Here is a 13514-nt window from a genome sequence, read left to right as displayed (position 1 = left end):
ATTTAATGTGAATTTGTCGAAATAAACGGTTATAAAGTTTTAAGACTTCCGGCTTTTCAAATGAACTTAAACATTCCATATTGTACGTAACACTCTCAATAGTATGTCTAATTGATGGGTCAAGCGTATCCCTTCTATAGTACGGAGTGCTGCTGATAATTAGATAGAAATTGTAAAACAGGAAGGAGGAGGCATAAGCGTTGATTAACAACGCTTATGCCTCTTCCAATTGAGTCGATGTCGGCTAAATTCACCCCATTTATTTTAGATTTTCTAGGTATTTCTCCAAATCCTTATCAACTATGAAAACTTCGATCCGTTCACCCGTTTTGGTACTAATGTCACTGTGTGAAGAAAGGACTTTACAACCTGTTAGATCCTCGACAATTTTTTCATAATCCTGACTGTACATTTCACGTAGAAGAGAGCGCATTTTTTTTACAAGCTTCTTTCCAGAATCCTGACTGACGAGGTGTTTTTCTTCGACAGTCAAGACTCCTTTAAAACGAGTGATCAGCATGTCATTAATAATGTAGGTTTTAACTTCTTGTGGACCTCTGCCTATTAAATCACGCTGGAATTTAATGAATGCTGCACTAATTTCGGCTTCAATTTTCTTTTTTTGGTTTAACATAATGCCTCCGATTTTTTTCATCGATCGTATATGGGATTCATCATAATGCTGGATTGAAGTTTTTGTCAATACAAGTTTGTATATATATTAAAATATTAGAAATATATAGGATTAATGAGGAAATAATACTTTTTCTTATAAAAACGGAAGTATATGGTCAAATATGAATATATTTGCGAATATATGGAATTTTAATGAGGTTTACAAAGGTTTACTGATGAGCGTAGAATATGCTCATCAATAACAATTTGATATCGGCCAAATCTCAAGTAATTGAGAACGGAGGACCCACTATTTATGGGGTTAATTCTGCATTTGCAGAAGGGATGTGAACTCTTTCGCCATCCTACCCGTCAGCTAACTTCGTCGGCTAAAGCGAAGGAGGTCATAAGACCACCTTAATCCAGGAGGCTTTTTTGTTGTGTTTGTAGCAAAATAGCAACCTGTCATTTCAGTAGGTCTTTTTATTATGCCTATAATTACATGAAAAGGTTTCTTGGAAGACAGATCGCAAAGAGCGCTGAAAAGCTTGCTAGGCGATAAGTAGACCAATGAGTACTTTTTCTCCACTAATACTGTTTGCTTTTGCAAATATTCCTGTTTGGATTGTGAATCACTTTTTTCACTTTTGAAACTAGGATAGCCATGCAATGCGGACTATTGGAGAAGGGGTAAGCATTGGTCTATTTTTTGTGTTCTTTTGGTACCTATTTCTCCACTGATCGCGCCAGAGGTAAATTGTAAAGATTTAAAAAGGTGAAAGGAAGGTTTGGATGGATGCTATAACAATCTTTCTAATGGGTACACCCTTTTTACTTTTATATGGATTCATTCATTTTTGTAACAAAGTTATAACGAAAAAAGGAGAGTAGTATAACATGTTATTCATTCTTATTGTCGGGGCGGTTACCGTGTATTTAATTCATGCTTTATTATACCCAGAGAAATATTAATAGAACGATAACGGAGGAAATGTAAATGGATTTTTTACAAATCAGTGTGGTGTTGTTTTTGATGGTGATCCTAGCCGTACCATTGGCCAAATATTTAACGACAGTATATTCCCTTGAAACCACGAGGCAAGACCGTATGTTCGGGTGGTTAGAAAGAGGCATTCTTAAAATATCTGGTATTAAGAAATTCGATATGAATTGGAAGCAATATGCACAGGCATTACTTCTAAGTAACTTAGTCATGTTTGTCATCTCATACATGATTGTACGGCTTCAGGGAGTTTTACCGGGCAATCCAAGCGAGATAGCCAACATGGATCCGTTATTGGCATTCAATACGGCAGCAAGTTTTCTTACTAATACCAATTTACAGCATTATAGCGGAGAATCCGGACTTTCGTATTTATCACAAATGGTTGTCATTATATTCTTGATGTTCACGACACCAGCAACCGGTCTTTCCTTATGCATCGCTTTTTTCAGGGGGGTGACCGGTCAGAGGAGTTTAGGGAACTTTTATGTAGATTTAATTCGTTCCATCACTCGGGTGCTACTGCCTCTCTCCATTTTTGTCTGTTTGGTCCTGGTATCCCAGGGGGTGCCACAAACCCTTGGTTCTACGGTAATGGCTACTACGTTAGAGGGAGCCACCCAACATATTGCAAGAGGACCTGTGGCTGCATTGGAGTCAATAAAGCACCTTGGCACAAACGGTGGTGGATTCTTCGGTGTCAACTCGGCACATCCATTTGAGAACCCTAATGGATTTACGAATGTATTAGAGATTTTATCGATGTTTCTCATTCCTGCTGCCCTTCCATTAACATTCGGATATATGGCGAAAAATAACAAACAAGGATGGATCTTATTTTCAGCAATGGGACTCATGATGCTTGTCTTCCTAAATGTGAATTATGCTAGTGAACAAAATGGAAATCCCAAATTGGAGGCAATAGGCCTTTCACAAGAGAGTGGAAACTTGGAAGGGAAAGAAGTCCGATTTGGGGTGGCTCAGAGTGCCCTATTTACAACGGTGACTACAGCTGCCACTACAGGTTCAGTTAATAATATGCATGATACGCTGACGCCGCTCGGGAGTATAGCGCCACTGGCCATGATGATGCTGAACTGTGTATTTGGTGGTGATGGGGTAGGCACGATGAACATTCTTATGTATTCTATATTGGCTGTATTCATTGCTGGACTGATGGTCGGGCGTACACCAGAGTTTTTAGGTAAGAAAATTGAAGGGCCGGAAATGAAATTAATAGCCATGACAATCCTTCTACATCCGTTAATCATTTTGGTACCATCTGCTATTGCACTAACGGCACAGATGGGGACATCGGCCATTTCAAATCCAGGTTTCCATGGGCTCTCTCAAATTGTATATGAGTTTACTTCAGCTGCAGCCAATAACGGTTCTGGTTTCGAGGGCTTAGGGGATAATACACCTTTTTGGAACATTTCCACAGGTTTGGTCATGTTGTTTGGCCGTTATTTTTCCATGATAGCGATGATTGCTGTTGCTGGATCATTACTTGCTAAAAAACGTGTCCCAGAGACGATGGGTACATTTAAAACAGATAATCCTACATTCCTTGTCATTCTTTTATGTACGGTTTTAATTATTGGAGCTTTGACTTTCTTCCCAGTGATTACCCTAGGACCTGTCGCAGAATGGTTAACGATTAGATAAACGATGAAGAGGAGTAGTACAGATGAATACGATGCGTAATGGAAAAGTAAATAATGAAATGCTTTTTGAAGCAATAAAAGATGCTTTCAAAAAAATGAATCCCAGAGCCATGGCACGAAATCCAGTCATGTTTGTGGTGGAAATAGGATTTGTCTTGACCCTTTTTCTAACTATATTTCCCGATTTATTTGGTGGAATATCAGATAGGGGATATACCAGTGCAGTGACTTTCATTTTGCTCCTGACCATCCTGTTTGCCAACTTTGCTGAAGCATTAGCGGAAGGTCGTGGTAAAGCACAAGCGGATAGTCTGAAAAAGACAAAGCTTGATTCAAAAGCAAAGTTAATCCAAAAAGATGGATCTGTAAAGATAGTCGATGCCACGGAACTGCAAAAAGGTGACATGGTTTTAGTGGAGGCCAATGATTTAATTCCTAGTGATGGAGATGTCATTGAAGGGGTGGCTGCTGTTGACGAATCGGCAATAACTGGTGAATCTGCGAATGTCATAAAAGAACCGGGTGGAGACTTCAGTTCTGTTACTGGAGGAACAAAAGTAATGAGTGACTATATAAAAATAAAAGTTAGTAGTGATCCGGGGGAGTCATTCCTGGATCGAATGATTGACTTGGTAGAAGGAGCTAAACGGCAAAAAACACCGAATGAAATTGCACTTAGTACACTCCTTGTGAGTTTGACGCTTATCTTTTTGCTTGTTTGTGTGACACTCGTACCTATTGCTTCCTATATTAAAGTGACATTGCCAATCGCAACTTTGGTGGCATTATTGGTATGTTTGATCCCAACAACCATAGGGGGTCTTCTTTCAGCGATAGGCATAGCTGGAATGGACAGAGTGACACAATTCAATGTGATTGCCAAATCGGGCAAAGCTGTAGAAGCTGCAGGAGACATCAATACTATCATTCTCGATAAAACAGGCACGATCACACATGGTAACCGGATGGCTCATGCCTTGCTGCCAGTACAGGGTGTGAATCAGAAGGAACTTACTACATTCGCAGCCTATTCATCCTTACATGATGAGACACCGGAAGGCCGCTCTGTTGTCGAATTTGCCAAAAGATCAGGATTACTTGAAAAAGAATTAGAAAAAAGTGACTCGGAAGGCATTGACTTTACGGCAGAAACGAGGATGAGCGGGACAGATTTTTCCGATGGAAGAATCGTCAGAAAAGGTGCCGTCGATTCAATAAAGAACTATATAAAGCAAGAAGGCGGAAACATTCCCAGCGATTTGCAAGACATTAGTGATGAAGTAGCAAGCCAAGGGGGAACGCCCTTAGTAGTCGCAGAAGGAAATCGGATCCTAGGTGTCATTTATTTGAAAGATACCGTTAAAGCAGGTATGAAAGAGCGATTTGATGAATTGAGGAAAATGGGCATCAAAACCGTCATGTGTACCGGAGATAATCCTTTAACGGCCGCCACAATCGCGAAAGAAGCCGGGGTAGACGATTACATTGCCGAGGCAAAGCCGGAAGATAAAATTGCCGTAATTAAGCGTGAACAAGCGGAAGGCAAACTTGTCGCGATGACCGGGGATGGCACGAACGATGCCCCTGCATTGGCACAGGCAGATGTGGGGCTAGCAATGAATACAGGAACAAATGCAGCCAAAGAAGCAGCAAACATGGTGGATCTGGATTCAGATCCTACAAAAATCATTGAAGTAGTGGCGATTGGAAAACAGTTACTCATGACACGTGGAGCATTAACAACGTTCAGCATTGCCAATGATGTGGCTAAATACTTTGCGATCATACCAGCTATGTTCATGCTGGCTATCCCACAAATGAATACATTAAATATAATGGGATTAGCCACACCGCAAAGTGCGATATTATCAGCATTGATATTCAATGCCATTATTATCCCGCTCCTGATCCCGTTAGCCATGAAGGGTGTAAAATATGTTCCGATGAGCGCTTCAAGATTATTAACTAAGAATTTGTTCCTTTATGGATTAGGCGGAGTGGTCGTTCCTTTCATTGGCATTAAATGTATAGACCTAATACTTGAACTGTTTAAAGTAGCTTAAAATCAAATATAAGGGTGAGAATAGATGTTGAAAAATATACGTGTAGTTTTGGTGCTATTCATGATATGTGGTATGGCTTATCCGTTACTCATAACAGGACTTTCACAAGTGATGATGCCTGCACAAGCTGAAGGCAGCTTAATTAAAAATGAAAAAGGGAAAATCATCGGGTCAGAATTAATTGGTCAATCTTTTGAAGAGGCTGGCTATTTTCATGGCCGGGTTTCTTCTATAGAATACGACGCTGCAGGTTCAGGGTCGCCAAACTATTCACCATCTAATGAAGAAATGATCAAACGAACCAAAAATGAAATGTCTGAATTTCTAAAAGCGAATCCTTCTATTAAAAAAGAGGAAATACCTTCTGACTTGATGACAAACTCTGGGTCAGGTCTTGATCCAAATATTTCTCCAAGAGGAGCACTTGTTCAGGTTCCGCGTATCGCAAAAGAGAGGGATATATCTGAACAAAGTTTATATAATCTAGTCGAAGAAAATACGGAAAATCGTTCATTTGGACTTTTCGGCGAACCTCATATTAATGTGTTGAAATTAAATATTGCTTTGGATGATCTAAAATAATCGAGTTTAGGAGAGTTCTATTCACTCTCCTATTAATCTAGAAAGGAATCTGGGGGTAGTTATATGAACGAACACTTTCGAAGGAAAACACCAGATGAAATTCTACAATCTATTTCCGACATCAAAAAAGGCAGACTGAAGATTATACTCGGATCTGTTAGTGGGTCCGGAAAAACCTATCATTTGCTTATGGAAGGAAATGAGTTGAAAGGGCGTGGTATTGACGTAGTTATCGGGATTATTAGTGATGGGTGTAACCAAATGACAATGGAGCAAGTAGGTTGCCTAGAGGCAGTGCCCACAATTGAATGGAAGAGTAATGGACTTATTAGGAAAGATTTACATGTAGCTGAAATTCAAAAAAGAAATCCTGAAGTGGTTTTAGTTGACCAGTTAGCTCACAAAAACCGGCCGTCTGCTAAAAATCCGACTAGATTAGAAGATGTTATGGAATTAATAAAAAGTGATATCAGCGTTATCACAACAATAAATATTTATGAATTGAAAGGAGTAAAGAAAGTTGCTGAACACCTACTGAATCTCCCGCTTCATGTAAGTGAGATCCTACCCGAGAATACGTTGACGCTGGCTGACGAAGTACGCCTCTTGGATGTGACACCCGAAGCAATACTTAAACGTCTGCAAGAAGGAAAAATCATGGAAAACAACAAGAAAACAGAAGCCGATATGAAACTATATAATCGAGATAACTTAGCGGTTCTTAGGGAGCTGTCACTCCGTTTTTTGGCTGGAGAAGTGGAAGAAGATCTTACTGAACATAGAGAACAGGAAGGGTTAATGGGACCATCTGGTGCTTCTGAACGAATCTTGGTATGTGTACAATACCATTGGAATGGCTCCATTTTAATTCGAAGAGGCGATCAAATAGCCAAACGATTAGGCGGAGATTTAGTGGTGGTTAGCTTTATTCCAAGTCAGAAAGAGCTATCTAAAGAGGAGTCGTTATTTAAAAGTTCTATACAAAAACTTATCATAAAGCTAAATGGGAAGTTTGAAGAAAGAGCCATAAACGGGGGTGATATTGCTGAAGAAATCGTTGGGTATGCCATGAAGCACTATATAACCCGGATTATCCTGGGTCAATCCAAAAGGACGAGATGGGAAGAAATCATCCATGGTTCTATAGTCAATAAGATATTGGGCCAAACGAAAAACATTGATGTATGTGTTGTAGCGGATAGGACAAAAGGAGAAGGTGAAAGGGTATTGCCTGCCGTTCAGTCAAAAAAAAAGAAAAAGAATCCATACCGAAGACTCTCGCCTGAAGAAATAAAAGAAAAAATACAGGGAGTGAAAAGAGGAACATTAAAGGTGTATATTGGTTCTGCTCCTGGCGTAGGGAAAACATATACCATGCTGAGGGAGGCCAATCAATTAAAGAAAAGTGAAATTGATATTGTGATTGGATTATTGGAGACACATGGTCGTAAAGAAACGGCTTCCCAAGTTGACACGTTAGAAACAATACCCCGGAAACAGGTTCCGTATAAGAACGTCTTGTTAGAGGAAATGGATCTTGACAGAATCATCATCCGTAATCCTGAAGTTGTGCTTGTTGATGAATTGGCTCATACAAATGTGCCAGGAAGTAAGAACCAAAAACGTTATCAAGACGTTATTAACATATTGGAGTCTGGGATATCCGTTATTTCTACTATGAATATTCAACATGTAGAAAGCTTGAATGATAGTGTAGAGCAAATTACAGGGGTTCGCGTACGTGAAACGGTTCCTGACAGGATTCTACAATTGGCCGATGAGCTTGAATTAATTGATGTCTCCCCAAAGGCGCTTAGGCAGCGAATGCAAGAAGGGAATATTTATACCATGGATAAGGTGGAGCAGTCCTTGAATAATTTTTTTAAGACTCGAAATCTTATAGCCTTGAGAGAACTTGCACTCCGTGAATTAGCAGATGATGTAGACGATAGGTTAGAATCATTCAAGCGAAAAGAAGGGGTAAGGGGCCCTTGGAGAAAAGCAGAAGTAATCTTTGTTTGCGTTAACCTTAAACCAGACTCTGAGCGTTTGATTAGAAGGGGTTTCCGGATAGCCTATCGACTTAAAGCAAAGTGGTATGTAGTGTATGTGAAGGATCAACGAACATTACCTAATGACAAGCAAATTATATTGGATAAAATAAAGAACCTTACGAAACGATTAGGTGGTACTTTCGAAATGTATTCAACAACCAACAGGCGAATGGTGGTAAGTGAAGTCACTAAACAATTACAAGACAAAAAAGCTACACAAGTCATCATTGGACATTCAGCAAAAGAAAGATGGCAAGAAATCATCCAAGGTTCGATTGTCGCACAACTTTTAAGAGAAGCGAGACACCTAGATGTTTTAATTGTGGCCGATTGAATAGACGTTCACGTGATGTATATTTATAGAATGAGGTTCCTGCATCAATGAAAACCTTGCAAACATGCGGAAGGCCATTTGTTTCCAGCCATGTTCTTACTGATTGCCTTGTGTTTGAATGAATATCGCTTCTAACTGATTCATGTCAAGATATTGAGTTAAGGGAATAGCTATTTGAATAAGAATTGACAGAAACGTATTAAAGTTTACGGTTATTGAAAATTATCTGCTTAGGTAACTAAGAGGCAACTAAAGAGAAACCCCAAACAATGCAGGTTTCTCTTCTTTCCTAATTAAATGGACAAATAGCAATCATCCGTTTATTATTAACTCGCTTAAAATCCATATCCACTAGTGGGTTTTGCTTTTAAAGTCTGCTTCCACCAGAGGCATCAATAACTTGCCCCGTAATCCATCGTGCTTCCTCAGAAGCTACAAATGCAACGATATCGGCAACATCTTCAGTGGTCCCCACTCTAGAGAATGCAGAAAATGCCTCCGCTCCGGCACGTCCTTCTGGGGTGGAGAGCATATCCTCGTTCATATCAGTGGCCGTAATTCCCGGGGCCACGGCATTGACAGTAATGCCTCTGGATGCAAAATGGGGAGCTAAGGCTAAAGTAAGTGTGTCTATGGCTCCCTTGGAAGCCGAATAAATGGAATGCATGGGGCCTGCCACGCGGGTGAAGCCAGTAGAAATGTTAATGATCCGTCCTCCGTCCCGAAAAAATGGGCTGGCTGCCTGAGTAAGAAAGTAAGGAGCTTTAAAGTTCACATTCATGACATCTTCAAACGTCTCAATCGAAGTTTCTTCAAAGGGAATGGCCGGTGAGATACCTGCGTTATTGATTAAGATATCTAAGTGTACAGTCCCCAGCTCCGAGCGAGTAGCCTCTTCAAATTCGCTCCAAAGCTTTTTTATACCGGAAATACCAGTGGTTAAATCTCCTTGCAGAGCCACCGCTTTTGAACCGAAGGATGTAATCTCCTCCACAACTTTTAAAGCGGCATCCTTATTATTGGCGTAATGAACGCCTATAAACTCCGCTCCGCCAGCAGCTAACTTTTTGGCGATCTCTGCCCCTATCCCACGGCTTGCCCCTGTAACCAATGCCACTTTACCATTGAATTTCCCTTTATTCGTCGACATATCATCTACTCCTTTAAAGATAAATTGAATGCATAATCAATCTTAAAGGATTATAATAATTCTGAATAGTACGATATTTTTGTGTCGTTACGATCCAATGGGATATTAAGAAATGCGGACAGCCGTTAAATGCAGGCTTGTTTTTTATGGTGACGGATAGAGGTTATAGGAAGGTAGAGTAAAGGAAGAGGTGGAGTTCCATGATTGAATTAACAAGTGCTGATTTAACTTGCCCGTTCACTACGGCTCAGAAAGTATTGTCGGGTAAATGGTCCCTCTTAATTATCTTTCATCTAAAGGACGGACCCATACGATTCAACGAACTGTTAAGGAAATTCGACGGCTTAACGCACTCGTCACTGACTAAACAACTGAGGCAGCTAGAAAGCTTTCAACTTATTCACCGCGAGGCCTATCATCAAGTACCGCCAAAAGTGGAATACTCCCTAACCGAATTGGGGGAAAAGCTCTTTCCAACGATTAATGAGCTCACGGAATGGGGAAGCAAATATATTGATAATTGCAAAATTGTGGAAAAATAACCGAAACCAGGCGGCTCACATTACGTTTGTAATCGGTCGCTCATGAGTTAAATCGCATCCATTTTGGGTGGGGTAATCGGAATCATGATAGGAAGTAACACCCCCTGAACCCCCTTGATAATAAGGGATTAGAAAAGCATAGGAACGAGATACAAAAAAACTATGTCGATGTTACCTGAATCGATGTATATTGAACAATGTTGACGGTCGTGCGAGAGGTCGGAGGCTAAGCGCCTCCTCCTACTTGATCATTCAACTAATGCCCCTATTAGTTTAAGTACAATATTCCAAAAAAAACAATTCCCTCAGTCTACAATAAAGGGGATGTACTTTAGAGCATCCATTCGTTAATAAACAGAGAAATAAACTAATATCTATTTGAATTATTTTTTAAAATAAGAGGAAAGACCCCGTCCGATAAAGTTTGCAGAAACAGGCGTTCTTCCCACTTCTCTTGCCCAAATGGATAGTTGTCCTATATGATGAATTTCGTGAACAATGGTATGTCTCATAACTTCGCCCCAAGTATCCGTTACCATTTTTCCATCGGGCAGGGTATCATGAAATAATTTATTTTCCATACTTAGATCCCAGTTATTCACAAAGTCCTCCACTGCTAAATGAAAATCCGTGTCCAAATTTCGAACCTTATTCAAGCTTTTATAATTTTGGAAACTCTCCTGAAAATCAGTTTTCCCCTGTAAGAGACGTATCCAGCTCCACTCGACATCAACAATATGGAAAAGTGTGTGCAAGATACTTCCCATTCCCCCTGTTCGGTTTTGCAAAAGCTCATCTTCACTTAACTTTTCACACCAACGATACCAGTCTTCTCTTATCATCCAGTTATATCTGAAAAGTGTTTTCAATAAAACCCCTCCATAACAAAAAATAATTACCGTAAAGCTATACTTAAGAATAGTAAAAAGCCCTTATTTAGTTTGACTATTTCAAAAAACCTAAGATGAATTCCTTCTGGTTCATCTCGGATCGGGATTTTGTATAAAATTTGGTTCAAGTGCAATAAGCTGCGGCACTATGTCTTCTGATTTTTTCAGAATGAACCGTCCAATAAAGTGAGAAAGTGATCTCCAGGCCTTCAAGAAAAGAAGAGCGTTCCAACAAGAAGAAACAGAGTTCCTTTATTAAAGGGACCCTGTTCGATGAGTACTGAATTATAAGATGTTGTTTTCTATCCTTATTCAAAATCATTGTACGTATATCCAGGGAATTTGACCACTTCCCATTTCTTTTTCCTTAATGCGTCCATCACTTCAGATCCCACATTTAAATTACTTTCCACAATTTCTTTAGGAACCAATGCCATCCACTGGGTTAATGAAATATCCGCATATTTGGGGCTTTTGAATACTTCTAGGTACGTAAGCGTCTCGCTGCCTGTATTTTGGATATAATGTCCAAAGCAGAATGGCATGTACCCAACATCACCTGCTCTTACATCAAACGTACGAGCTGTTCCGTCAGCTGCATAGCCGGTCATCCGTCCTTGGCCAGTCAGGAAGTATTGCCATTCATCATTATTCGGATGCCAGTGTAATTCCCTCATCGCTCCCGGTAAGACTTCGACAAGCGCTACAGATATATTTTCCGACACAGGGAAATTGGTGGAATCCGCAACACGGACCGATCCCCCCGGAGATCTAACAGGCTCTTGACCAAGTAGGCTATGCGTGAAATTCCTGGTACCGAAAGGATCTGGAATTGCTACTTGATCGATTGGACCGGGAACTTCGCCTTGATAAATGTACTTTTCCCGCTTCGGGATATCTTTAAATGCACTTTCCGGTACACCAAAATTAGCAGACAGAACTTCTTTAGGGGTATGGGCGAACCAGTCTGAGATTGCGAAGGTGTCTAAATCCGAGAAAGCCCCGTTATCGAACACCAATAAAAACTCACACCCTTCTTCCAACCCTTGAATCGAGTGGGGGATGCCAGGTGGGAAATACCAAAGGTCGCCAACACCAACGTCTGCAATGAAGTTTTTCCCATTCTGGTCTACAGCGGTTATCCTCGCCCTGCCTGCGAGCATAAAACTCCATTCGACTTCCTTATGCCAATGCAGTTCCCTTACACCACCTGGCGTTAAACGCATATTAACTCCTGCAAGTGTCGTGGCGACCGGCAATTCACGTATTGTAATTTGTCTTGACCACCCACCATGCTTTAACACCATATTCGTATCGGAGAAGGAAAACCGTAAATTCGGAACAGTTCCCTCATCCGTCACCGGGGGCACAAGCATATCCGGATTTTCCAAGGCTCGTAAAATATCACGTGGTCCGAGATCTGTTGCACCAGCACCGTCAGCTCGAATCGGTTCAGGTATTCTATCCGCATACACTGTAAAATCAATCGGCTTCGTCAATGAGTTACCTCCTTACCTTAATCCATCCCGTTTAAGTGAAATTAAACAGTACTACATGTATATTACTCACATGACTTTTCAATGCCAGTAAGAACAGATTGTATTTGGAGGTTAATACTTATATGACGTTTTTTCGCTTTGATTCTATGAAGTTGGCCATTTTTGTTTTAACGAACTTATAAAAGTTTGGACGTTCTTCTTATCTTTCATAATAGGGGAGTAAACATAGGAAAGCGTACGTGGAAACGTCTCGTTTTTCACCTGTAGGATTGAAAGGGTATGATGTTGCACATCTCTTTCTATAACACTACGGGATAGGAGAGAGAGTCCCATTCCATTTTTTATAAGTGTTTCTTTGATTCCTTGGTTACTACTGATGGTCAAAAGCGACTTGACTTTCAGCCCGTTTGAACGGATAAGGTGGTTCAGGTATTCACGGGTACCCGATCCTACTTCTCGAGTGACCCATGCCTGATTTTGCAGGTCGGATATCGTTAGATTTTTTTTCTTGGCTAGTTCATGTTTGTTAGATGAAACAATAAATAACTCATCTTGCATGAAGGAGTGGACGGAAAGCTCCTTTTCATTGGTCTGGCCTTCAATCAAGCCTATATCCACTTTATATAACTGGACCGATTGGACAATTTCTTCGGTATTTCCTATCATGACTTGAAGCTCGAGTTCGGGATAATCATTTTGCAGATCGATGAGTAAAGAGGGGAGTATATACTCGCCAATCGTAAAACTAGCACCAATCTTTAATTCTCCTTTTATCGTATTGTGGCGCTCCTCGATGTCTCGTCTCGTCTGTTCATATATCGTAATCATCTGCTTTGCCCGCTCGTATAAAATTTCACCGGTTGGGGTGATTTTTATATACTTTGGCGATCGCAGAAGTAATTTTGTCTGAAACTCTTGTTCCAGTTTTTTTATATGTAAACTAACATTGGGCTGTGACATTAGAAGGATATCAGCAGTTTTTGTGAAGTTTTTGACTTCAACAAGGGTTACAAACGTTTTTAATGCATCGTAATACACATAGATCCCACCTAATCATTAGTATTCCTAATAGTTTAAATAACATAAATATATTTTACTAATGATATTACGTCTGG

The 13514-nt window shown here is 40.3% G+C and carries 11 protein-coding genes and 1 riboswitch; of the genes, 6 read left to right on the top strand and 5 right to left on the bottom strand.

Features of this window, described 5'->3' with window-relative positions:
- Nucleotides 1–259: 259 nt before the first annotated feature.
- A complete protein-coding gene (locus tag ACQKL0_RS03095; RefSeq protein WP_402872487.1) occupies nt 260–634 on the bottom strand; it encodes a DUF2294 domain-containing protein in 375 nt (124 codons plus the stop codon).
- Nucleotides 635–880: 246 nt separating this feature from the next.
- Nucleotides 881–1021: riboswitch (cyclic di-AMP (ydaO/yuaA leader) on the top strand.
- A gap of 491 nt (nt 1022–1512) precedes the next feature.
- Here ACQKL0_RS03095 and ACQKL0_RS03090 point away from each other — a divergent pair.
- The 5 genes from ACQKL0_RS03090 to ACQKL0_RS03070 all read left to right on the top strand — a co-directional run bounded on the left by ACQKL0_RS03090 (nt 1513) and on the right by ACQKL0_RS03070 (nt 8318).
- A complete protein-coding gene (locus tag ACQKL0_RS03090) occupies nt 1513–1587 on the top strand; it encodes a potassium-transporting ATPase subunit F (protein ID WP_427591906.1) in 75 nt (24 codons plus the stop codon).
- A 25-nt stretch (nt 1588–1612) separates the two neighbouring features.
- Nucleotides 1613–3286, top strand: coding sequence for a potassium-transporting ATPase subunit KdpA (gene kdpA / locus ACQKL0_RS03085; protein WP_427686192.1), 1674 nt, complete (start codon nt 1613–1615; stop codon nt 3284–3286).
- 22 nt (nt 3287–3308) lie between these two features.
- Nucleotides 3309–5348, top strand: coding sequence for a potassium-transporting ATPase subunit KdpB (gene kdpB, locus ACQKL0_RS03080; protein WP_427686190.1), 2040 nt, complete (start codon nt 3309–3311; stop codon nt 5346–5348).
- A 24-nt stretch (nt 5349–5372) separates the two neighbouring features.
- The gene (gene kdpC / locus ACQKL0_RS03075; protein ID WP_427686188.1) at nt 5373–5930 is read left to right on the top strand and encodes a potassium-transporting ATPase subunit KdpC; all 558 of its coding nucleotides are present in this window, start codon (nt 5373–5375) and stop codon (nt 5928–5930) included.
- 63 nt (nt 5931–5993) lie between these two features.
- Nucleotides 5994–8318, top strand: a complete 2325-nt coding sequence (locus tag ACQKL0_RS03070; RefSeq protein ID WP_427686186.1) for a histidine kinase — start codon at nt 5994–5996, stop codon at nt 8316–8318.
- 367 nt (nt 8319–8685) lie between these two features.
- Here the strand turns inward: ACQKL0_RS03070 and ACQKL0_RS03065 are convergent, their stop codons facing one another.
- On the bottom strand, nt 8686–9468 hold the full coding sequence (locus ACQKL0_RS03065) for an SDR family NAD(P)-dependent oxidoreductase (RefSeq protein ID WP_427686184.1): 783 nt from the start codon (nt 9466–9468) through the stop codon (nt 8686–8688).
- Between the two features lie 200 nt (nt 9469–9668).
- Between ACQKL0_RS03065 and ACQKL0_RS03060 the strand changes: the two genes are divergently transcribed.
- Nucleotides 9669–10010, top strand: a complete 342-nt coding sequence (locus ACQKL0_RS03060) for a winged helix-turn-helix transcriptional regulator (protein ID WP_427686182.1) — start codon at nt 9669–9671, stop codon at nt 10008–10010.
- 383 nt (nt 10011–10393) lie between these two features.
- Here ACQKL0_RS03060 and ACQKL0_RS03055 read toward each other — a convergent pair whose 3' ends face one another.
- The 3 genes from ACQKL0_RS03055 to ACQKL0_RS03045 all read right to left on the bottom strand — a co-directional run bounded on the left by ACQKL0_RS03055 (nt 10394) and on the right by ACQKL0_RS03045 (nt 13437).
- On the bottom strand, nt 10394–10879 hold the full coding sequence (locus ACQKL0_RS03055) for a DinB family protein (RefSeq protein ID WP_427686180.1): 486 nt from the start codon (nt 10877–10879) through the stop codon (nt 10394–10396).
- A gap of 329 nt (nt 10880–11208) precedes the next feature.
- The gene (locus tag ACQKL0_RS03050) at nt 11209–12399 is read right to left on the bottom strand and encodes an oxalate decarboxylase family bicupin (RefSeq protein WP_427686179.1); all 1191 of its coding nucleotides are present in this window, start codon (nt 12397–12399) and stop codon (nt 11209–11211) included.
- A 144-nt stretch (nt 12400–12543) separates the two neighbouring features.
- On the bottom strand, nt 12544–13437 hold the full coding sequence (locus tag ACQKL0_RS03045; protein WP_427686177.1) for a LysR family transcriptional regulator: 894 nt from the start codon (nt 13435–13437) through the stop codon (nt 12544–12546).
- Between the last annotated feature and the right edge of the window lie 77 nt (nt 13438–13514).

Origin of the sequence: Peribacillus sp. NPDC097264, assembly GCF_050277925.1 — a bacterium.
Taxonomy (GTDB): Bacteria; Bacillota; Bacilli; order Bacillales; family DSM-1321; genus Peribacillus.
The sequence above is the reverse complement of the archived record's forward strand: the minus strand, read 5'-3'. Positions and strand labels throughout refer to the sequence as shown.

Excerpts from the sequence above, each read along its gene's own strand:
- ACQKL0_RS03095 (WP_402872487.1), bottom strand. The coding sequence starts at position 634 with ATGTTAAACCAAAAAAAGAAAATTGAAGCCGAAATTAGTGCAGCATTC.
- kdpA (WP_427686192.1), top strand. The coding sequence starts at position 1,613 with ATGGATTTTTTACAAATCAGTGTGGTGTTGTTTTTGATGGTGATCCTA.
- kdpB (WP_427686190.1), top strand. The coding sequence starts at position 3,309 with ATGAATACGATGCGTAATGGAAAAGTAAATAATGAAATGCTTTTTGAA.
- kdpC (WP_427686188.1), top strand. The coding sequence starts at position 5,373 with ATGTTGAAAAATATACGTGTAGTTTTGGTGCTATTCATGATATGTGGT.
- ACQKL0_RS03070 (WP_427686186.1), top strand. The coding sequence starts at position 5,994 with ATGAACGAACACTTTCGAAGGAAAACACCAGATGAAATTCTACAATCT.
- ACQKL0_RS03065 (WP_427686184.1), bottom strand. The coding sequence starts at position 9,468 with ATGTCGACGAATAAAGGGAAATTCAATGGTAAAGTGGCATTGGTTACA.
- ACQKL0_RS03060 (WP_427686182.1), top strand. The coding sequence starts at position 9,669 with ATGATTGAATTAACAAGTGCTGATTTAACTTGCCCGTTCACTACGGCT.